We start from the raw sequence: 20,395 nt of genomic DNA on the forward strand, positions 1-20,395 counted from the left end.
GCCCTTACTCTGAGGCGAGGGGCGGCCATGGCACGCTGGTGACGTTGCGATCACCGATTCCCGTGGAAGGGTAAGTGCCATGACCAAGCGAGACGTTAGACTGAGCAGAGGCGAGTTGAAAGCGTTGCTGTTGTCGGATGAGGACGGCTTTCGCAGAGTTTTGCAGACTGTGGTGCAGGAGACTTTGGAAGCCGAGATGACGGAGGCGATCGGGGCCGAGAAAGGCGAGCGGACGACGGAGCGGATTGGTTACCGGTCCGGCTAATACGAACGCAAGCTTGTGACGCGGGTTGGCGTGCTGGAGCTTCGCGTTCCGCAGGATCGGGCCGGCCGGTTCTCGACGGAGTTGTTTGAGCGTTATCAGCGCTCGGAGAAGGCATTGGTGTCGGCGCTGGTCGAGATGTACGTGCAAGGTGTGTCGACGCGCAAGGTCAAGGCGATCACCGAGGAGCTGTGCGGCCATTCCTTCTCGGCCTCGACGGTAAGCCAGGCGACGGCGCGGCTGGATGAAGCCCTGAAGGCGTTCTTTGAGCAGCGGCTTGCCGAACCTTACCCGTACCTCATTCTGGATGCGCGCTATGAGCGGGCGCGCGAGGCCGGCGTGATCGCCAGCCAGGCGGTGCTGGTGGCGATCGGGGTCGACTGGGAGGGCCGGCGCCAGGTGCTCGGTGTCGAGCTGGCCAACCGGGAAAGCCATTCGAGCTGGCGCGCGTTCGTGGCAGGGCTCAAGCAGCGCGGGCTCGCCGGCGTCGAGTTCGTCGTCTCCGACGACCATCCGGGGCTCAGGGCGGCGATCCGCGAAGTCCTGCCCGAGGCAGTCTGGCAGCGCTGTTACGTGCATTATGCCGATGTCCGGATTATGCCGACCTTGGGGGTGGATGTCGGCTTCGGAGGCGGTGATCGCTGCGATGGGGTCGGCATAATCAGAGCGCCTCGAGGAAAGCGAGAAGCTTGTCGGGCGGTCTGTAGCGTCCTGGCGCCGTGTTGGCCGGCGTGGTTTTCGCCAGGGTGCGTTCTTTAAGCTCCAGATCGGCGTGCAAGTAGATGTGGGTGGTCTCGATCTGTTCGTGGCCAAGCCACAGCGCGATCACCGAGGTGTCGACGCCGGCACGCAGCAGTCGCATTGCCGCGGTATGACGCAAGGTGTGCAGTGTGACCCTTTTCCGCTGCAGCGACGGACAGTTTCTGGCAGCGATTTCGACATACCTCGCGAGCCGGTGCTCGAGAGCGTCGCGGCTGATCATCCTGCCGGTCTGTGTAGGGAAGAGGGGATCGGCCGGCTGCCCGGCACGTTCGGCTAGCCAGACGCGCAGCACGGCGGCCATGTTGGAGGTAAGGGGTGTGATCCGCTGCTTTCGCCCCTTTCCGATACAGCTGACATGAGCGCCGGAACCGAGGTGGATATCGGCGCAGTGAAGGCCGATCAGTTCGGACGCCCGCAGGCCGGTTTGGGCGGCGAGCCGAAGCAAGGCGTGGTCGCGCCGCCCGGTCCAGGTCGACCGCGCGGGGGCGGACAGCAATACATCGAGTTCGTCCTCCGTCAGGAACGTCACAAGCCGTCGCTCAAAACGCTTAGGCGGAATGGCGAGCACCCGTTCGATTGTCGCGGCGTACTCGGGATAACGAAGGGCGGCGAACCGGAACAACGACCGGATTGCGGCAAGCCGCGCATTCCGGGTCCGCGCGCTGTTGCCCCGATGACGCTCGAGGTGATCGAGGAAGTCGCCGACACACGCGGCATCGAGGTCGTCGAACTCCAGCCTGGAAGGTTCTGTGCCATGCCGCGCGGCGGCGAAGACCAGCATAAGCCGCAGGGTGTCCCGATAGGCGGCGAGCGTATGCGGGCTGGCTTGCCGCTGCCGGATCAGGCGGTCGGTGAAGAACGCCTGCAAGGTCGCGCTGAGGGCGGTCATGCGCCGCCTCCGATCCGTCGTTCCAGACGATCACCGGCCAGTTGCAGCAATTCCGGAGCCGCCGAGAGATACCAGTACGTCTTGCCCGGATCGACGTGACCGAGATAGGTCGACAGCAGGGCAAGCCGGCGCCCCGGATCACCGCCGTCGCGATAAGCATCAAGAAGCGTGCGAACAGCAAACGCGTGCCGCAGATCGTGGAGCCGTGGTCGGCAGGCCGCCGAGCGCGGCGCGATGCCGACGCGACAGACGAGCTTCTGGAACGTGTTTTGAACGTTCACATAGAGCAGCCTGGTGCCGGCCGGTGAGACGAACAGGGCGTGCGTGTTCGGCGGCCGGCGGGGTCGATCGCGCCGGCGCAGATAATTGCCGAGGGCTGCAACAGTGCTCGGATGTAACGCCAACTCGCGGGATTTTCCGGACTTTCCGCGCCGAATGGTGAGGCCGCCGCCGACCGCATCGAAGTCGTCGCGGTCCAGGCCGATCGCTTCTCCAACCCGCATTCCGGTCACGGCCAGCAAGCCGATCAGGGTCCGGTAGGTTGCTTCCCGATGCGGCGTGCGCAAGGCCGCGGTTGCCGTCATCAAGGCGATGACGTCCTCCTGCGAATAGAGGTAGGGCGTCGCTCGGCAAGATCGCCCCGGCAGCAGATCACACGGCGGCACCTCGGTTGCCGGCTCGATCCCGCGCAGATGGGTCGCAAAGCGGCGAACGACGGAAAGTCGCGCCGACATCCAGCTTCGATCGGCGCCTGCCGGCAGCATCGCCCAAGTGAGGGCCGTCTTGGTGGTCAGGTGGTCTTCGCCCTGCGCCTCGAGGTAGGTGAGGAACTGGGCAAGAAGCTTCTCGGACCGAACAAGCGTGTAGCCGAGGGCGCGACGCATGGCCAGGTAATCGGCCAGGGCCTGGCGAAGGGCGCTCATGCCACCTCTCCCGGCCAAGGGCGGGCGATCGTTCGCAGGGCTTCGCGATCAACCTTGGCATAGATCGCCGTTGTCAGGGCGCGGCGATGACGCAGGACCTGCCCGACCTCCGGTAGCGACGCACCGGCGCGCAACATCGCCGACGCCGCCGTATGGCGCAGGCGGTGGGCGTAGATCTGGCCGAGCCCCGCGCGGCAACCGGCGGCGGCCACTATTTGCGACACGCCAGTGCTTGTGAGGGCATTATGGGGCGCCCTGACGCGCACAAATACTGTCCGGCCCTGGGCGGTCCGGGGACGGCCGTAACGCAGATAGGCCGCCACCGCTTCGCCGACATCGTCCGGCAAGGGAAGGTGTTCGATGCAGCTTCCTTTGCCCCGTACGAGGATCTCACCGGTCCGCCAATCCAGGTCGTCAAGCTTGAGCTTGGCGACTTCCCCCGCCCGCAAGCCGAGACGAACCAACATGGTCAGGACCGCGAAGTCGCGGCAGCCGTTCGACGTATCGCGGCCGCAGGACGTCAGCAGGCGCTGAACCTGGTCGCAATCCAGTCCCTTTGGCAACCCAGCCAATCGCCGATCGGCGACCGAGGGCACGCAAGCGGCAAGAGATCGCGCGATGAGACCCTCGACATGAAGGAACGTGAGCAGCGACCGCAGCGCCGTTACAGTCAGGCTTGCCGCGCCGCGGCTCAGCTGAGGGCAACGTGCCACGACAAAGGTGACGACGTCGGTCGCGGCCAAACCCGCAAGGTCCAGGGCACGCCCGTCGGACGACAATCGATGACGCAGAAAGGGGCGCACCATCCGGGCATAGACATCGGCGGTCGCTTTCCCCAAACCGCGCTCAATCGCCAGATAGCGTTGGTATCGTTCCAGCAACTGATCTGCCGGATCGTCGGGTGCACGGGGCGACGGCAGCACCACGCCGCGAGACTGTAAATAGGCCAACAGGGGCTGCAATGCTTTGATCGAGCGGAGTTGCGGGCCAGCGGCACGACGGGTACGGACGAACCGATCGACCTCGCTCGCACCCAGTCCCTCCACATCCATGCCTTCCAATACGAGCCAGCGGCTCAACCGCGCCACCAGCCGCATCTGCTCGCGAGCGGAAAGCGGCGTATAGCCTTGTCGGGCGAGTTCGCCGGCAAACCCAGCCGCAAACGTGGCAAGCGGGCCCTGGACGCGAACGCGAAACGGATCGATTGACATGAAAGCATCCCCTTCTTTGGAAACAAGAAGAGGAGTTTGCACGATCCGTCAGACCGCCGGTGATTATGCCGACCCCATCGCAGCGATCACCGCCTCCGAAGCCGACATCCACCCCCAAGGTCGGCATAATCCGGACATCGGCATAATGGACGTTATGCCGACGTCGGCATAAGGTCCACTTCCTCAGAAACGCGCTCGATTATGTGCCGCGCAAGGTCGATGACGACTGCCTGATGGAGCTCAGATGGTTCTATGACCGGCGCGACCTGGCCGAGGTCAAGCGCGACCTGGCGCAGTGGATCGCCAAATGGCAGGCCAAATACCCGAAGCTGGTGGATTGGGTGGAGAACAACATCGAGGAGACGCTGAGCTTCTACCGGCTGCCGCTGCCGCATCACAAGCACATGAAGTCGACGGACATGCTGGAGCGGCTGAACCAGGAGATCAAGCGGCGCACCCTGGTCGTTCGCATCTTCCCCAACCCGCAGAGCTGTTTGCGGCTGGTTCGGGCGGTTCCTGGCTTGCCCGCTTGATGTTGAAGAAACCGCGCATGCTGGTGGCAATCGCGCTGGCCAACAAGATGGCGCGTGGCATCTGGGCCATGCTGACGAAACAGGAGGACTACCGGAATCCGGCGACGGTGCCTGCGTGATTTGCAACAACGCACCTGAGACCGGGACGTCGGAGATGTGAGGAAGGCATGAACTGCATGGGCAAATGATCGATCAGATCGGGGTCAGGAAAACCAGAGTCAAGTTGAGAGCCCACGCAAGCTCGCTTTGCTGATTTGGACCTGATCCGCGCATCACCATACCGGCCCGCGGCACATGGAACGGCCGCAAATCAAGGCCTGACACATGACCGCACTCGATCACATGTCCAATGCTTCAGGTTCCTCCTTGCAAAATGGCTGGCATCCACACAAGAACTTGACGCACACAACTTTTCCGAGGTTTGGGGCATAGGCAACTCTTATCCTCTTGAGCATATAAAGCGATCGGCTTTGCACGCGCATTTCTTTGATTCTGAACAGCGATTTCACACGATGGTGAGCGCTCATTTCGTTTGCGTGCGATGGAGTGGGCTTTGCCGGCTCGACCGCGGGCGGCACGCGGTCCGGGCCCGATTTGAGGATGGCGTTGATCGCATTGAATATCCGGTTTGGGGTCTCGCCTCGGCTGAGCTTGGCCAGATGCGTTGACGGCTTCGATCCTTCTCCCTGAGTTGCTCGGTTCCCAGATTGCTCAAGCGCATGGTCCCTCTCCTCGCCACCCTTGGCGGAGGGTTCTCGGCGGGCCGCCTCTGTTAGCAATTAGCATACCGCAAACGTCGCTTGAGTTTCGCAGGAACGCACGTCTTTAGCCGACGAATTCGCGGAATCGGGATCAAACGCCGTGGAGGACCAAGGCTTGGGGCGAGTTTAGCCTTGCCTTAGTGGGGACAAGGGGATCGGCGAATTGCATTTCACAGGTTTGGTCACGACAAGACTGAAATATTGATCGATCCCCAAGCCTGCCTGCAGCAATCCGTCCATGAAATCTTGATACGCAGCCATAGAACGAGATGCGACGCGCATCAGATAATCGATCCGGCCCCCGATAGCCCAGCAATCCAGGATTTCCGGATATCGTTGGATCGCAGTCTCGAAGTGTCTTTGGTCCTCGAGGCGATGACGATCCAGCACGACCTCCACCATTACAAAGACTATGCCGCCGATGAGGGCCGGGCTCAGCCGCGCGTAAAAACCCTCAATAATCCCTGCGACCTCGAGTGCACGGAGCCGCTCCGAGCAGGCCGACGCCGAAAGATGAACGCGCTTCGCAAGCTCGCTTTTTGATATCCGACCGTCGGACTGAATCTCTGAAAGAATCCGGAGATCCCAAGCGTCCAGGCGCACAGGATTGGGTTTCGACTTCATGACCTTCTGCTCTAAAGCCGTTGTCGACGACGGAATTGATGCCGACCAACGGAGCCTGGCCAAAAGGCTCAAACGCCGATGTTGCGTGCTATGCTTTCCGCCGCCATGCGCTTGCGCCAATCAAGAGGCCCGGAATTGTGAATCGAGTTTCCCTCAACGTCGACGGCCATGATGACAGGCATGTCCTGCACCTCGAATTCATAGACTGCTTCCATGCCCAAGTCTTCGAAGGCAATGAGCCGCGCTGACTTGATCGATTTTGATATCAGGTAAGCGGCCCCCCCCACTGCGATGAGATAGGGCGTTTTGTGTCTTACAATCGACTCGATGGCCGCCCGGCCTCTCTCCGCTTTGCCCACCATCGCGAAAAGCCCGGTTTCGGCGAGCACCTTCTCCGTAAAATCGTCCAAGCGGCTGGAGGTTGTTGGGCCAGCCGGTCCGACGACCTCATCTCTCACGGCGCGGACGGGTCCAACGTAGTAGATAACGCGTCCCTGCAGATCGAACGGAAGCGGCCTGCCGGCGTCGATCAACTCGACCATTCGCTTGTGGGCGGCGTCACGGCCTGTCAGCATCTTTCCGGACAGTAGGAGCGTTTCACCACAGCGCCACGATGCCGTCTCTTCCTTGGTCAACGCATCGAGGTTGACTCTTCTCACGCCGGTTGGACTCAATTCGTCGGTTCCAATGTCAGGCCACGCGCGCAAATCGGGCGGCTCCAGCGTGATTGGTCCAGAGCCATCCAAGGTAAAGTTCAGGTGCCGGTTGGCGGCGCATTGCGGAATGAGCGCCACGGGTTTGGACGCCGCATGGGTAGGATAGCTCGCAACCTTGACATCGACGACTGTCGTCAGGCCACCAAGGCCTTGGGCGCCGATGCCCAGCGCGTTAATCCGTTCATAAAGTTCAATCCGCAGTGCCTCTTCCGCGCCTGAAGGCCCCCTGGCAATCAATTCCGCCATATCGATGGGCTGATTCATAGCCTCCTTGGCCAGCAGCATCGCCTTTTCAGCGCTACCACCGACGCCAACGGAGATCAGTCCGGGCGGACACCACCCACTGCCGAGGGTCGAAACGGTATCGACCACCCAGTCGGAAACGGACCCGCTGGGGTTCAAGGTGGTAAACCGTGCTTTATTCTCTGACCCGCCGCCTTTTGCGGCAATGGTGATCTCAATATGGTTACCTTGTACAAGGTCGACGTGGACGACCGCCGGCGTGTTGTCACGAGTATTGACCCGTCCGGCGAGCGGATCGGCAACGATCGATGCCCGAAGGGGGTTGTCCGGGTCGAGATAGGCCTGACGGACGCCCTCATTCACGAGGTCTGCGAAATTGGCCGTTGATTTGATCCGGGCGTCCATGCCGACTTTTGCGAAGACCACCACAAGGCCGGTATCCTGACAGATCGGTCGTCGCCCGAAGGCCGCCATGCGGGAGTTCAGCAGAATCTGCCCTATTGCGTTCTTTGCCGCTGGGCTCTGTTCGCGCGCATATGCCTGCGAAAGGGAGCGGATATAATCTGGAGGATGATAGTATGAGATGTACTGAAGGGCGTCTGCCACGCTCCTTGTGATGTCCTTGCCAACGATGTTCCGTGTTCTACTTCCCACCGGATCTCATCCAAATGAGCTGAGGCCGTTGACCATTTTCAAGATCTGGAAGCTCCGTACCCCCTGCTCGCCTCCTTCATATCCATAGCCGCTCTGTTTGACCCCTCCATAAGGCGCATCCGCTGAAACTCCTTTCAGGTAATTCACACTGACAGCGCCCGCCGAAAGACTGTTGGCCAGCTTTCGTTGCGTATCGGCAGCGTCCGTGAAGAAGTAAGCGGCCAACCCATACTCAGTGGCGTTGGCTTCCTCGATGGCCTCTTCGAGCGTATCGAACGGAGCCACGGTGAGGATCGGTCCGAACGGCTCTTCATGAAGCACTCTGGCATCTTTCGGTACGCCCGTCAGGATGGTTGGCGGCCAGTAAAAGCCCGGTCCGTCGAGGCGGGTTCCACCAGTCTCGATGCGGGCGCCGCGATCGACCGCATCCTTGGTGAGACGCTGCATGGCCTCGATTCGCCGCGCGTTTGCCATTGGTCCCATCTCCGTTGCAGGGTCGTCCGGTTGGCCGATCCTGATCTTGCGGGCTGCTTCTGTCATCCGGGACAAGAATTGCTCATAGAGAGACCGAGCGACGAGAATCCTGCTAGGCGCATTGCAGCTCTGGCCCGCGCACTCGAACTTGTATTCTGAAATTGCCGGTATCGCCTTTGCCAGGTCGGCATCCTCACACACAATGACCGGGGAGTGCCCACCGAGCTCAAGGATGCAACGCTGCAAATTATTTGCGGCGAGCGTGGCCAGCTGCTTTCCAACCGCGGTTGAGCCCGTGAAAGTCAAGACCTTCACGATTGGCGAACTGAGCAGATGCCGCGATATATGCACCGGCACGCCGAAGACCAGATTGACCACGCCCTCCGGGATGCCTGCTTGGTGCAACGATTCAATGATATGGACCGCCACGCTTGGTGTCTCTTCGGCCCCTTTGAGGATCACCGGGCAGCCTGCCGCCAGCGCGGGGGCGAGCTTGCGGGCGATGAGAACGGCCGGATAGTTCCATGGCGTAAAGGCAGCAACGACACCGAGCGGCTCCGGGACGATCATCCGGTTCGGACCCATCGGAATCGGAGCCGACAGCTCTTCGGCATGCCTGCCGTTCCATTCCAGCGTTTCGACGGCGCGTGCGTACTCACCTGTCGCTTCGGCAATCGTTTTTCCCTGTTCGGCCGACAGCTCCCTGGCTGCTGCTTCAATCTTCGTTGCCAAGATTCTTGCGGCTGCTACCAGGATTTCGGCACGCTCTTTTGCAGGCCGTGAAGACCAAGCCTTGCGGCTGCGTTCTGCCGAAGCGAGGGTCTCATCCAGATCCGACACCGTCGCCGAGGCCACCGAGGCAAATACCTTCTCAGTTGTCGGATTAATCACCGGCAATGTGGCTCTGCTACCACCGGCCCGCCATTTGCCATTAATGAAGAGCTCGTGGCTCCTGGCGTCTGACATTGCGTGCTCCACTTGTGTGAATTTTTGCCATACGAGCGCCATTCGACACCGAACCGCTGAACTCGCTTGAGCCAATTTCATCGCGAGTGTCGCGGCAGGTCAAATATCGAATATTGCCGATATCCATCTGGAATCCAGATCGATCTGATCCTGATGGCCGCAAGAAGACATAGCCCAAATATGGTGAAGAGTTCAGGCCGCGTCAGGTGCCGCGGCTGCCCAGGCCCGACTCTCAATTAATTCTCTGGCAACCTTGGGGACGAGCTTGCGGACCGCGGAGACGGCCGCAGAACGCTCATCTTTTGGATTTACGGCAAGCACGACGGAACGGATGATCACCGGATCGACGATTTTGACCGTCCGAACCAGCCCTTGAGAGGCTTCTTTTTGAACGGCCGAGGGGGCGAGAATAGAATGGGCTTTTCCTTCAATAACCATGTTGATGATCGTTGAGAGCGAGTCCACTTCAAACTTGACGTCCAGCGCGCAACCGTGTTGTGCGACGACGTCAGCCACCGAACGTCTGACATTGTTATTGCGCATGGGAACCGCCAGCGGGAACGCGTGTAGATCCGCCAGAGATATCGAATCTTCGAAAGGCGGCTCACCTGACGGCACCACGAGGCAGAGCTCTTCGCGCGCCAAGATTGTCATTCGTGCCACACTATCCGCGGTGCGGTAGAGAACTGCCAGATTGAAGCGGCCAGCAGCCATCCACTCTTCCAGCGGTCCCGTCATACCCTCGATCATCTTTAGTGAGACCCTCGGCAGTTCGGCTCTCACTGATTCAAGCAGGGGGCCGCTCAGCACGCGAGCGGCTCCGGACGGAATGCCAATGGTCACCTCCCCGGCAGGGGAAGCGGCTGTGTTGGTCAATTCCGCCTCGGTGAGCCGAATTTCGTTGAGAATCGCCCGCGCTCGTTCGAGCAGTTTGGCTCCTGACGCCGTCACGCTCACGCCGGTCCTATCGCGTATCAGCAGCTGAGTGCCGAAGCCTTCCTCCAACTGACGCACATGCAGACTCAGGGCGCTCTGAGCAATATTGAGGACCGCAGCGGCCTTCGTGAAGCTGCCTGCTTCGACTACGCCGACGAAGTATTTTAACTGCCTAATTTCCATGACTTGAAGAGCCCAACTGAGGCACTTTCCCCAATTTCCCCTTATCTATCTCGAAAAGTGATGGCGAGAAAGCAATAATTGTGCCGCGCTGCAGCAATCGCCGTGGCAATCGCGGCCGATGCAAGTGGAGCCCTCGTGTCTTGTCGTCCGAGTCTGGGCTAAATCAGCCGTTCAAACGCCCAACGCGGCTTTCGGACCCATGGCGATAATTTCACGGGCCCTCCTGACAACCGGGGGATCCACCATCTTTCCGTCCAAGGCAAAAGCACCTCTACCCTCTGCCGCAGCATCCCTTTCGGCCGCGAGCACGCGCCGGGCCCACTCGAACTCCTCCGCGCTAGGCGAGAAGGCTTCATTCAGGATGGCAACTTGTGTCGGATGAATTGCCAACGCTCCCACGAAACCGAGCCGCCTTGCCTGTATGACGACATCGCGGAACTTCTGCGTGTCCGAGAACTCCCCGATACTTCCAACGAAACCCAGAGGCAGCAGACCTCTCGCGCGGGCGGCGAACAAGACCGAAAGGTTCGGTCCTAGAAGAAGCTCCGGATCTGGTGTCCCGCCAACGGCCGCGCTGAAATCTTCCGGGCCAAGCGCCATCGCGGCCATCCGTGGATGGGCCGAAGCTATTGCCGCGAGTCTCGTCAATGCCCCCGGAGTTTCGATCTGGGCAACGAACCGAACGCTTCCCGCGTCAAGATTCCTTTCGTGCTCAAGTTCCGTCACGGCATCAGCGACTTCCATCACCCACTCGGCCGACTCCACCTTGGGAAGGACAAGCGCATTGACGCCTGCGACGATCGCTGCTTCAAGGTCGGCAGCCAGCGCGCGCAGGCCACGGTTCACGCGGACCAAAACCGACGCGCCGTTACGACTCACTTTTGTCACGGATTCTGGGAGCTGCCGCCGTGCCTGGCCCTTCTGATTCTGGGGAACAGAGTCCTCCAGGTCGAGTATGACGCCATCTGCACCCCGCTCATGGGCCATCTTAACAAAGCGCGGAACGTGAGCGGGAACGAAGAGCAGGGATCTCCAGCGGGGTACAGACATAGCGGTTTCAATGGCCGGAAAGGTGTCCTTGATCATGGTGTCGCCTCTGCGGTCGATTTTAGCGAGCTCGCTGGGCCGCCGATTCGCTGGACGGCCCGAGGTACACACGCTCTCCTGTAGATCGGGAGCGCACCCGCCTTACCGACAAGACGCACGCTCACGCCGACGCGGCTCTTTCACGCAAAATCCGCAGAACCTCTTCTCGGACAGTCTCCGTGTGAGCGCCAAGAGCCGGAACTGGGCGCAGCGAGGGGCGCCCAGAGTTGAAAATCGCCGCCGGCGCTATCGTCTCTACGGTTCCTTCGGGTGTTCCAACCTGCAGCCTGCGAATGTGTGGATGCCTTGAAACATCCGCAACTTCGTTGAGTCGGCCATATGCCAAACCGGCCGCCTCAAGCTCCTCCATTGCTTCGTGGCAGGATAGTTCAGAAAACCGCCGTTCAATGATCTCATCAAGTTGCGCACGGTGACCGAGGCGCTCCATATTGTCAGCAAAACCAGGTGTGCGTGTGAGCTCGGGCTGCTTCAGGAACTTCTCGCAAAAATTCACCCATTCGCGGTCATTCTGAACCGAAAAGATGACGTCTTTGCCATCGGCGCACCGATAGGCGCCATACGGCGCCAGCGACGGGTGTTTCACGCCGGCGCGTTCCGTATGATAGTCGCTGTAGTCGTTTTGTAGAACCGGCACGTTCATCCAGTCGGCAACGGCATCGAACAACGACACCTGAATGCTGGCCCCTTCGCTGGTCACCTCGCGGTGATAAAGTGCCTGAAGAATAGCACTGTGCGCCGTCATGCCCGCGGAAATGTCGCAAACAGAGACTCCTACACGCGCAGGGCCCTGTTGGTTGCCCGTAATCGCGCATAGACCGGTTTCGGCCTGGACGATGAGATCATAGGCCTTCAAATGGGAGTACGGCCCTGTGTAGCCGAAACCAGAGATATCGCAGGTGATCAGACGCGGAAATCGCCGACGGAGATCAGCAGACCCGAAACCCAGTTTTTCGATACTGCCCGGCTTCAGATTTTGGATAAAGATGTCAGCTTCGACAATAAGTGTATCGAGAACCTCGCGGTCCGCCTCCAATCTCAGGTCCAGACACACCGACTCCTTACCCCGATTGAGCCAGACGAAGTAAGCGCTCTGTCCCCGCACCAACCTGTCGTAGTTTCGGGCAAAGTCCCCTTCGGGCCGTTCGATCTTGATTACCCGGGCGCCGGCATCGGCAAGGCGAGACGACGCGTAAGGCGCGGCAACGGCCTGCTCTACAGTGACGACGGTGATCCCCTCAAGGCTATTGTGCATTGGTGACACACCGCGCTTTTTACCGGACATTTTTTGTCGCTCGACGGCTCAGGATCGCGAGCAACCGGTTCTGTTCGTTCCCAACAATTGAGAAGGCCTCGTCGACACCCATGCCGGGCTTTGCGAGCATCATGTCGGCTTGGGTCGCTACCGAAATGTGGACTGACGCCTGAGCTGACAGATCCGTTTCCGTACAGCTTCCCCCGACATACGCTCCAACTTGGTTCTGCTTACAAATGAGAACAGCACGAGCCGTATCGTCTAGTGAGCCGACATCCGGGGTCTTGATTTGCACAAGATGCGCGGCCTTCGCTTCGGCAAAGAGCCGAATGTCCTCAAGCGTATTGCATCTCTCATCTACGACGATGCGTGCGCTAGAACCTCGATTATCCAGAATCGATACGATTTCAGCGTAATTTTCAATTTGAGCTTTTGTCGAACCATAGTCCGCTGGCGACTCGACATTGACCGTGAAACCCGGAACGGCATCTGCAACCTTGCAGATAAAGTCGGCGATGCGTTGCGGCTCCAGATCGATTTCCTGGCCAATCCAGCCATACACATCGAAATGCAGCACCGGCTTATAGCTCGGCCGGCCGATCTCGCGCGTCCGCGCTGCAACCCATTTAACGAATTCCACAAAGGTCTGGCCGTTGACGCCAAATTTCTGCCGCGAGTTGATCAGACCGTGGGGAAGGACATCCACGGACCTCAGAATCATCTTGTCGACGTTGATTTCCCGAGCATCGCCGCTCTGGCAGTAAATCGGAACCCTGCGCGTCGGCAGGGGTAAGTCAAATTCGGCGCATACAACCTCTGCCATGGTCGCACGCTGGAGGTGGGCTGCGGCTCGAAGCAATGCCTGGCTGACTCCATACTTAAGCGCGAGGGGCACCCGCTCGCGTTCGGATGGCTCGAAAACCTTCGCACAGGCATCAAGGTAGCGAGACGCGTCGACATCGAGAAGTCGTGGTACTGTGACCCGCGCCGTCAGATCCGAGATCTGTTGGATGTCGAACAGGGGATCGCGTCCACCGGCTCCAGAATATTGGACACTCATCATGTCGCCCCAGACGACCGTGTCGTCGAAAAGGACAAGCCCGATGCTGAGCGAAGACGCCGGAACTCGGATAGAGGTGAAACCGGGCGTTAGTGGTTCGCCGAGATAGACGAAGCCTTCCTGCGAGGCGCCGGTCCTGATAGCGGCCTGGTCGTCATAGAAAAATGCACCACTGCCAGGCGCGAGAAGGACGTCTTTGATCTGCACTGCTTCGCTCGATTTCTGCTGGACTGTGTTGAAGGAAGGTGCGGAATTCACCCTCATAGCACTATGCGCCGTTTGGCATTGAGGTCGCCAATATAATGTCCCGGATGGTGCCATCGCATTTACAGATGGCCGGAAATCGGTGGCTTGACTGCTGTTTGAGCACCGGCGGCCCGGTGTGATGGAGCTTTTCGCCGAATGTGCTGGGACGAGATGCGTATGCTCCCTAAGGCGCGGTACCGGGATCGAGATGCCAACGGCGCAGCGGAGCAGTCGGTTGGGGACCCGCACCGGTCAACTCGCCTGCACGCGGAAGCTTGGCGAGCGCTAATGATTTCCGAGGTCTCAGGTCATTGGCGTCATAGCCTGCCATGACCGCCGTTGGATGATTCTCAGCTCACCACCCAAGCGGGTGCTATCGCGCGGCACTGCTGTGGCGACATTCCATTCATGTTCCTAAAGCATTTCGCAAAATGCGACGCCGATACGAAACCGCTGGCAATTGCTATATCAACAATAGGCAGTCGGGTGCCTTCGATCAGTCGCCTTGCGTGATCCACTCTAAGCTTGAGGTAGTACTTAGCGGGCGTCATTCCGATGTGAACCACGAAAAGGCGTTCGAGCTGACGCCTTGAAAGGCCTATTCGCTTTGACAGTCCAGATATCGGGAGTGGAGACTCTAGGTTGTGTTCCATTGTGGTTATAGCGGCTACGAATCTATCGCTAACGTTCCCAAACCGTGTCGCGGAGCCATCCGTCTGACGTTTCGAGCCGGAGCGCTGCCCCGCTACGGTTGCGTATCGACAGACCTCTTTCGCGATGAACCCTCCAGCATGAGTGCCGATGAAATCCACGGCCAAATCGAAAGCGGCTAGTTCCCCGGCGCAGGTTGAATACTGACCGTCCCTCACAAACAGGGTGTCTTGAATGCGAGGTTTAGGAAACATCTCCGAGAAGGCGGCGAACCTCGACCAGTGAATCGTGCAATGACTGTTCCCCAGCAAGCCGGCCCGGGCCAGCAGCCAAGTCGCCGTGCCGACGGCCGATATGGTTACGCCGCTTCGAGCAATATCTCGCAGAAAGCTGTTCAAAACCGGGGTGAAGCAACCCTCAACAGGCTCGCCGGACACCACCACAAGATGATCGATTTCATTACCATCGACGCTGCGGGAACGCAGCATGTCAATGGTGACTTCGACCGGCACTGGGACGCCGTTTGCGCCAGCAACGGGTCGGCAGTCCATTCCAATGATCCGCCATCGAAACCGCTGCTCTCTTAAAACGGAGTTCGCGATACGCAAGGGCTCGATATAGGCATGAAGCGCCAGATGCGAAAACCCCGGCAGCACCAGGATGGCGATCTTCAATGATTGCCCCGCTCCCATAAGGTCGGAGTGCTGAGCAAAAGTCATTCTAGGAGATTGAAACGGAGCGTTCATCGGCGATCAGTGGCCTGCGAGAGAGCCGAACCCGCCTTTCGGATTGAACGCTGAGCTAAGACCAAGCACCATGGAAGCATGTTCAAACGAGTTTCGCCTGGAGGCGCGAAAGCATTTTTAGGCAACTCTTGAGCTGGTCGATGTCTACAAACTCATTTGGCTTGTGGGCTTGGTCGATCGAGCCGGGCCCGCAGATGATGGCCGATATCCCCGCTTCCTGAAAAAGCCCCGCCTCTGTGCCGAAGGCGACGACGTCGGCACCATTGGCACCGGTGATTTCATAGACGAGGTCGCGCGCCGCCGACTGCGGCATGACCTGAAGTCCTTCCACCTCACCAATCACGATGGTTTCAATACCACAGTTAGGGGACACGGCCTTGATTTCCGGCAGCAGCTGCTGGTTAATGAAGGCGTCGAGACTCTCCTTCACAAACGCGGCGTCAGACGGTTGAACCGGGCGCATCTCCCATTCGACCGAGCAATGCCCCGCAATAATGTTACGGCCCGCGCCGCCGAAAATCCGCCCGACCTGAATTGTGGCCCAAGGCGGGTCAAAGCGACTTCCTGCCATTGCTCGGCCCTTCAGCTCTTCGCCGAGCTCCATCAGATGCGTAATGAATCTTGCCGCGTACCGAATGGCATTGACGCCCCGGTCGGGCTCCGATCCGTGGCCCTCAAGGCCAACAAAGTTGGTCGTATATTCGTAGCATCCTTTGTGCCCTTCGATAATCTGCATCATCGTCGGCTCACCGATCAGGGCGGCCGCGGGCTTGATCTTGCGACGCGCCAATTCCCTCACCAGCGCCTGGGCGCCGAAGCAACCGACCTCCTCATCGTAGGTAAACGCAAAATGCAGGGGTCGCTCGAGATTGAGTTCCGCCGCTTCCCGAGCAGTGGCAAGACAGCATGCGAGAAAGCCTTTCATGTCGCATGTGCCGCGGCCGTAGAGCCGGCCGTTGCTCTCCAGCATCATAAAGGGATCGCTGGACCAATGCTGCCCTTCCACCGGGACAACATCCGAATGCCCGGAGAGAACGATACCCCCATCCTTCTGAGGGCCCAACGTGGCGAACAGATTGGCTTTCCGTCCGTCCTCATTGTGCTGGAGAAATATCCTTGCACCAAGCTGGCGCAGGAGGTCAGCCATGTAATCCATCATGGCAAGGTTCGACTCCTGGGAGATCGTCGGGAACGCGACGAGTTTTTCAAGTATTCGTTTTGCGTCTTCGATCAAAGCCACTGACATCTCATTCTCCAGCGGTTTACACGAGCGTGGAGCCCATGTGCGGCAGGGTCCGCCCAGAGCAAATCACCAGTGCAAAAGGCACTCATCTCAACGGCATCAGTTTTTGACGAACAGTTGCCGTTGGACGTTGGCCAAATACTCCATTCCGCTCTCGGTAATGAGAACGGTTTCGGTTATTTCGAAACCCCAGTCCTCCATCCAGAGACCCGTCATAAAATGGAAGGTCATCCCTGGGCGAAGCTCGGTCTTGTCGCCACGACGCAGGCTCATCGTGTGCTCACCCCAGTCCGGCGGGTAGGCGCACCCGACCGAATAGCCGACCCGGTTTTCCTTCTTGATGCCGTAACGTTCAAGCACATCGCAGAAGGCGATCGCGATGTCCTCGGCGGTGGCCCCCGGTTTGGCGATGGCCAAACCTGCCTCCATGCCCTCCAACGTCATTTTCTCGGCGTTCAAGAACGTCTCGCTTGGTTTGCCCAGATAGACTGTCCGTGACATCGGGCAATGGTAGCGCCGATAGACGCCGGCGATCTCGAAAAAGGTCCCCTCATTGTTGCGCATCGGCTGGTCGTCCCAAGTCAGATGGCATGCTGCGGCGTCGGCCCCCGATGGGAGCAGCGGCACAAGCGCCGGGTAATCTCCGCCGAAGTCGGGCGTACCGCGAATAGCGGCATCATAGGCTTCGGCCGCCAAGTCGCACTTTCGCATGCCCGGCTCAACTTTTTCGCAGATGCGCTTGTGCATCAGCTCGACAATGCGAGCGGCTTTTCGCATGAAAGCGATTTCCGCCGGGCTTTTCACAAGCCTTTGCCAATTCACCAGGACAGTCGCATCGATAAACTTGGCGTTCGGCAGGCCGGCCATAAGCGATTCGTAAGCTGCGGCCGAAAACCAGTAGGCATCTTTCTCGAGGCCTATGACGCCCTGATCCAGCTTGCGCTCAACCAGCAGTTTAGCAAGCAGTTCCATCGGATGACGCTCAGGCGAGTGGACGTAGTGGTCGGGATAGGGAACAACATTCTCGGTTCCGATATAACAGGTCCGCGTCGCGCCTGGGGAGTCGATGCCGCGACCGAACCAGATTGGCTCGCCGGAAGGCGGTACGATGACCGCTTGATGGACGTAGAATGACCAGCCATCATAGCCAGTCAACCACTGCATATTGGCTGGATCGCTAACGACAAGGGTGTCTATGCCGCGCCTATCCATTGCCGCTCGGGTTTTGCTAAGCCGGCCTGCGTACTCATCCAGGCTGAAATTGAGAATTTTCGTCCCCATTGGCTTCCCTTCTCATTTCTTTCGCGCTCCCAAGGCTGTGTCCGTCGTTATCAGTCTTGCACGTCGGTCGACGCCCAAGCTCCCTATATCGCCTCTTTGACGGCGCTGAGGAACTGCTGGGTGCGCTTGCGTTGCGGGTTTCCGAACAACTGCTCGGGCGTGCCTTGCTCCTCAATCCTGCCGCCGAAGAAGAAGCAGACGCGATCGGCGATGTCGCGGGCGAAGCCCATTTGGTGCGTGACCATCAGCATGGTTAGGCTGTAATCCGACACCAGCCGGCGGATGACGTTTGTCACTTCGCCGATGACCTCGGGATCCAGCGCCGAGGTGACCTCGTCGAAGAGCATGACCTTGGGTCGCATGGCAAGGGCTCGAGCGATCGCCACGCGCTGCTGCTGCCCGCCGGACAGGCGCGAGGGATGCTGGTTGCGTTTGTCGGCCATGCCGACCATCTCGAGCAGCTCCTCCGAACGCTCGCGCGCCTGCTTGCGCGGAATGCCCAGCACGTGTACCGGCCCTTCCATGCAGTTCTCCAGCGCCGTCATGTGCGGGAACAGATTGAAATGCTGGAAGCACATGCCGATGTTCGAGCGCATGGATCTTAGATATTTCTGGCTGGCGGGCACCAGCTTGCCATCCTTCTCCATGTGGGTGAGCGGCTTGCCGTCGACGTAGATGACGCCCTCGTTGATGCGTTCCAGTGTCATCAGCGTGCGCAGCACCGTAGTCTTGCCCGAGCCTGACGGCCCGATGATCGTGACCATCTCGCCCTCCGCGATATCGAGATCGAGGTCTTCGATAACGGTCAGGGAGCCATACCGCTTGGCGACCTTCTGGAAGCGCACCATCGGCACACCCGCGCCGGTAAGGGTCAGCGGGTATTGGGAAAGGTCTTCTGTTTGGTCCATCAGGTCATCCCGAGTTTGCGGCGAACCCAGACCTCGAAGCTGCGAAGAAGGGCGGCCGACGGCAGTGAGATCAAGAGGAAGATGATCCCGACCAATGTATAGGGTTCAAGATAGCGATAGTTTTCCGAACCAATTGAGTTCGCGGTTTGCATCAATTCCGCAACGCCGATGACCGACAGCACCGGCGTGTCCTTGAAGATGCCCACCAGATAATTGCCCATGCCCGCCGCGGAAGGGGGCAGGGCCTGGGGAATGATGATTCGGAAATAGGTTCGCGCCGTCGACAGGTTGATCGAGGTCGCCGCCTCCCACTGTCCCTTTGGCACGCTGTCGAGGCCGCCTCGGTAGACCTCCGAAAGGTAAGACGCATAATGCAGCCCGATGGCGATCATGCCTGCCACCCACGGCGAAAGGACAATGCCGAATTCCGGCCCGACGTAAAAGACGAAGAATATCTGCAGCACCAGCGGCGTGGAGCGGATGAACTCGACAGCCTCACGCATGGCCATTGTCAATGTCCTCGACGGCGTGCGTTGCGCTAGCGCGAATGCAAGTCCCAGGACCATCGCTATGACGTAGCCGAGGCCCGCGGCCAACAGCGTGTTTGCGGTCGCCACCAGCAGGCGGGGGAGAATCTCCCAGGTGAAATCCCAGTCCCAACCAAGCATGGCTACGCCTTTCCCAGCTTGCGTTCCATAAAGCACTCAAGCCACCGCATGAAGGGCGTGATGATGAAACGGGCCATGACGTAGTATATGATCAGCGCCGTCCCGAACGCTTTTGCGGACAGGAAGGTCGTTGCGTTTATCTGCTTGGCCTGGAACGTCAAGTCGGCGACCGAGATCAGTGAGACCAAGGCTGTCCCCTTCAGAAGCTCGATCAGCAGATTACCCCAGGGCGGCAGCATGATGACCAGAGCCTGGGGAAGAATGATGCGTCGCATGCGCGTCCGCGGCGACATATTGATCGCCAGGGCGGCCTCCCACTGTCCCCTGGGCACTGAGAGGATAGCGCCGCGAACCAGCTCAGCCCCATAGGCTCCCAGGTTCATGCCGACGCCGATAAAGCCCGCTGTAAACTTGTCCAGCGAGAGCCCGAGCAGGGGCAGGACGAAGAAGATCCAGTAAAGCTGGACGAGCAGCGAAGTGCCCCGGAAAAACTCGATATAGATCGTGGCGATCCAGCGAATGGGGCCGACCGGCGCCAGCCGCATCAGACCCGCGGTCAGGGCCAGCACGATCGCCAGTGCGATCGACACGGCGGCCAGCATGGCCGTGACCAGCGTGCCGCTCAGCAGCAGATTTCCATGGGCGACAAGGAATTCGAAATAGGACATCGGCTCGCATCAACGGACAATCGGACATCGGCTGCAATCGCAGCGAGCCGCTGGGGACCTCCCCCTTACAGTTGTACAATCGGGCGACGGGAAGTGCCAACCTGCTTCAAGTGATCATCGCGCCGGCGTGGTGGCTCTAGGGCACTCCATCGGCTCCACGGCCAGTGCCGGCGAACAGGCATGGCGGGGCCCCCTGGCTTCACGCCTCCGTGCAGGCACAGCCGTCCATCGGGTATCGTGGCGACCTTTGGCGAGCCGAAGGTTGGCCAGCCTCGATGCGGCCAAAACGAGGACCGTACCGTGAACTCAGGCTCGTTCCAAGCGCGACGGCGACGATCGTGATGCCCATCTCGGCTTCCCCAGGTTCAATCCTAAAACTCCGGTGAAGAGCAAGGGTGGGCCCTGGAGGGCCCACCGCAACGACCTTG

At 59.7% G+C, this 20,395-nt stretch carries 17 protein-coding genes and 3 pseudogenes; 4 read left to right on the top strand and 16 right to left on the bottom strand.

What is annotated here, in order from left to right; translation table 11 throughout:
* Nucleotides 1-79: 79 nt before the first annotated feature.
* Nucleotides 80-844 (top strand): annotated as a pseudogene (locus AC0NIE_RS32345) (IS256 family transposase); the annotation flags it as partial.
* Nucleotides 845-923: 79 nt separating this feature from the next.
* On the opposite strand, the gene AC0NIE_RS32350 reads toward AC0NIE_RS32345, so the two are convergent.
* Genes AC0NIE_RS32350 through AC0NIE_RS32360 form a run of 3 tightly spaced genes read right to left on the bottom strand, consistent with a single transcriptional unit; the run spans nucleotide 924 to nucleotide 3,924 of the window.
* On the bottom strand, nucleotides 924-1,913 hold the full coding sequence (locus AC0NIE_RS32350; protein WP_473490025.1) for a tyrosine-type recombinase/integrase: 990 nt from the start codon (nucleotides 1,911-1,913) through the stop codon (nucleotides 924-926).
* Complete coding sequence (locus AC0NIE_RS32355) at nucleotides 1,910-2,836, bottom strand: tyrosine-type recombinase/integrase (protein ID WP_473490024.1); 927 nt, start codon at nucleotides 2,834-2,836, stop codon at nucleotides 1,910-1,912. The genes AC0NIE_RS32350 and AC0NIE_RS32355 overlap by 4 nt, the downstream gene beginning before the upstream one ends.
* Nucleotides 2,833-3,924, bottom strand: a complete 1,092-nt coding sequence (locus AC0NIE_RS32360; protein WP_474045213.1) for a tyrosine-type recombinase/integrase — start codon at nucleotides 3,922-3,924, stop codon at nucleotides 2,833-2,835. Before AC0NIE_RS32360 ends, AC0NIE_RS32355 begins: the two co-directional genes overlap by 4 nt.
* 121 nt (nucleotides 3,925-4,045) lie before the next feature.
* Here AC0NIE_RS32360 and AC0NIE_RS32365 point away from each other — a divergent pair, with 121 nt between their 5' ends.
* The 3 genes and pseudogenes from AC0NIE_RS32365 to AC0NIE_RS32375 all read left to right on the top strand — a co-directional run.
* Complete coding sequence (locus AC0NIE_RS32365) at nucleotides 4,046-4,219, top strand: hypothetical protein (RefSeq protein WP_474045165.1); 174 nt, start codon at nucleotides 4,046-4,048, stop codon at nucleotides 4,217-4,219.
* Nucleotides 4,209-4,562, top strand: a pseudogene (locus tag AC0NIE_RS32370) (transposase); the annotation flags it as partial. The gene AC0NIE_RS32365 and the pseudogene AC0NIE_RS32370, both read left to right, overlap by 11 nt.
* A pseudogene (locus AC0NIE_RS32375) lies at nucleotides 4,559-4,699 on the top strand (IS110 family RNA-guided transposase); the annotation flags it as partial. The pseudogenes AC0NIE_RS32370 and AC0NIE_RS32375, both read left to right, overlap by 4 nt.
* Before the next feature lie 768 nt (nucleotides 4,700-5,467).
* Here AC0NIE_RS32375 and AC0NIE_RS32380 read toward each other — a convergent pair.
* From AC0NIE_RS32380 to ehuC, 13 genes are all read right to left on the bottom strand, one after another.
* Nucleotides 5,468-5,965 carry an Lrp/AsnC family transcriptional regulator gene (locus AC0NIE_RS32380; protein WP_473489651.1) on the bottom strand — a complete coding sequence of 166 codons (498 nt, stop codon included), beginning with the start codon at nucleotides 5,963-5,965 and terminating at the stop codon, nucleotides 5,468-5,470.
* A 68-nt stretch (nucleotides 5,966-6,033) separates the two neighbouring features.
* Nucleotides 6,034-7,578 (bottom strand): fumarate hydratase, encoded by a 1,545-nt coding sequence (locus AC0NIE_RS32385; RefSeq protein WP_473489652.1) that lies wholly within the window; start codon nucleotides 7,576-7,578, stop codon nucleotides 6,034-6,036.
* Nucleotides 7,579-7,584: 6 nt separating this feature from the next.
* Entirely contained in the window at nucleotides 7,585-9,018 is a 1,434-nt protein-coding gene (locus AC0NIE_RS32390; RefSeq protein ID WP_473489653.1) for an NAD-dependent succinate-semialdehyde dehydrogenase, read from the bottom strand.
* 192 nt (nucleotides 9,019-9,210) lie between these two features.
* Complete coding sequence (locus tag AC0NIE_RS32395) at nucleotides 9,211-10,137, bottom strand: LysR family transcriptional regulator (protein ID WP_473489654.1); 927 nt, start codon at nucleotides 10,135-10,137, stop codon at nucleotides 9,211-9,213.
* A 171-nt stretch (nucleotides 10,138-10,308) separates the two neighbouring features.
* Nucleotides 10,309-11,223 (bottom strand): HpcH/HpaI aldolase/citrate lyase family protein, encoded by a 915-nt coding sequence (locus AC0NIE_RS32400; RefSeq protein WP_473489655.1) that lies wholly within the window; start codon nucleotides 11,221-11,223, stop codon nucleotides 10,309-10,311.
* A gap of 121 nt (nucleotides 11,224-11,344) precedes the next feature.
* Complete coding sequence (locus AC0NIE_RS32405) at nucleotides 11,345-12,496, bottom strand: CaiB/BaiF CoA transferase family protein (RefSeq protein WP_473489677.1); 1,152 nt, start codon at nucleotides 12,494-12,496, stop codon at nucleotides 11,345-11,347.
* A gap of 19 nt (nucleotides 12,497-12,515) precedes the next feature.
* Nucleotides 12,516-13,763 carry a methylaspartate ammonia-lyase gene (locus AC0NIE_RS32410; RefSeq protein WP_473489656.1) on the bottom strand — a complete coding sequence of 416 codons (1,248 nt, stop codon included), beginning with the start codon at nucleotides 13,761-13,763 and terminating at the stop codon, nucleotides 12,516-12,518.
* A 389-nt stretch (nucleotides 13,764-14,152) separates the two neighbouring features.
* Complete coding sequence (locus AC0NIE_RS32415; protein WP_473489657.1) at nucleotides 14,153-15,127, bottom strand: GlxA family transcriptional regulator; 975 nt, start codon at nucleotides 15,125-15,127, stop codon at nucleotides 14,153-14,155.
* A 154-nt stretch (nucleotides 15,128-15,281) separates the two neighbouring features.
* Nucleotides 15,282-16,445 (bottom strand): acetylornithine deacetylase, encoded by a 1,164-nt coding sequence (gene argE / locus AC0NIE_RS32420; RefSeq protein ID WP_473489658.1) that lies wholly within the window; start codon nucleotides 16,443-16,445, stop codon nucleotides 15,282-15,284.
* A gap of 96 nt (nucleotides 16,446-16,541) precedes the next feature.
* Nucleotides 16,542-17,723, bottom strand: a complete 1,182-nt coding sequence (gene doeA, locus AC0NIE_RS32425) for an ectoine hydrolase DoeA (protein ID WP_473489659.1) — start codon at nucleotides 17,721-17,723, stop codon at nucleotides 16,542-16,544.
* A gap of 83 nt (nucleotides 17,724-17,806) precedes the next feature.
* Nucleotides 17,807-18,631: an ectoine/hydroxyectoine ABC transporter ATP-binding protein EhuA gene (gene ehuA, locus AC0NIE_RS32430; RefSeq protein ID WP_473489660.1), complete on the bottom strand. Its 825-nt coding sequence runs from the start codon at nucleotides 18,629-18,631 to the stop codon at nucleotides 17,807-17,809.
* Nucleotides 18,631-19,299, bottom strand: coding sequence for an ectoine/hydroxyectoine ABC transporter permease subunit EhuD (ehuD, locus tag AC0NIE_RS32435; RefSeq protein ID WP_473489661.1), 669 nt, complete (start codon nucleotides 19,297-19,299; stop codon nucleotides 18,631-18,633). Before ehuD ends, ehuA begins: the two co-directional genes overlap by 1 nt.
* Before the next feature lie 2 nt (nucleotides 19,300-19,301).
* Nucleotides 19,302-19,967 carry an ectoine/hydroxyectoine ABC transporter permease subunit EhuC gene (gene ehuC, locus AC0NIE_RS32440; protein WP_473489662.1) on the bottom strand — a complete coding sequence of 222 codons (666 nt, stop codon included), beginning with the start codon at nucleotides 19,965-19,967 and terminating at the stop codon, nucleotides 19,302-19,304.
* Nucleotides 19,968-20,395 lie beyond the last annotated feature (428 nt).

It is taken from the genome of Mesorhizobium sp. WSM4842 (genome assembly GCF_055901575.1).

Coding starts and splice junctions, on each gene's coding strand:
- AC0NIE_RS32400 (WP_473489655.1), bottom strand. CDS start 11,223: ATGATCAAGGACACCTTTCCGGCCATTGAAACCGCTATGTCTGTACCC.
- ehuD (WP_473489661.1), bottom strand. CDS start 19,299: ATGCTTGGTTGGGACTGGGATTTCACCTGGGAGATTCTCCCCCGCCTG.
- AC0NIE_RS32350 (WP_473490025.1), bottom strand. CDS start 1,913: ATGACCGCCCTCAGCGCGACCTTGCAGGCGTTCTTCACCGACCGCCTG.
- ehuA (WP_473489660.1), bottom strand. CDS start 18,631: ATGGACCAAACAGAAGACCTTTCCCAATACCCGCTGACCCTTACCGGC.
- AC0NIE_RS32365 (WP_474045165.1), top strand. CDS start 4,046: ATGAAAGCATCCCCTTCTTTGGAAACAAGAAGAGGAGTTTGCACGATC.
- ehuC (WP_473489662.1), bottom strand. CDS start 19,967: ATGTCCTATTTCGAATTCCTTGTCGCCCATGGAAATCTGCTGCTGAGC.
- AC0NIE_RS32355 (WP_473490024.1), bottom strand. CDS start 2,836: ATGAGCGCCCTTCGCCAGGCCCTGGCCGATTACCTGGCCATGCGTCGC.
- AC0NIE_RS32390 (WP_473489653.1), bottom strand. CDS start 9,018: ATGTCAGACGCCAGGAGCCACGAGCTCTTCATTAATGGCAAATGGCGG.
- AC0NIE_RS32395 (WP_473489654.1), bottom strand. CDS start 10,137: ATGGAAATTAGGCAGTTAAAATACTTCGTCGGCGTAGTCGAAGCAGGC.
- argE (WP_473489658.1), bottom strand. CDS start 16,445: ATGTCAGTGGCTTTGATCGAAGACGCAAAACGAATACTTGAAAAACTC.
- AC0NIE_RS32405 (WP_473489677.1), bottom strand. CDS start 12,496: ATGCACAATAGCCTTGAGGGGATCACCGTCGTCACTGTAGAGCAGGCC.
- AC0NIE_RS32380 (WP_473489651.1), bottom strand. CDS start 5,965: ATGAAGTCGAAACCCAATCCTGTGCGCCTGGACGCTTGGGATCTCCGG.
- doeA (WP_473489659.1), bottom strand. CDS start 17,723: ATGGGGACGAAAATTCTCAATTTCAGCCTGGATGAGTACGCAGGCCGG.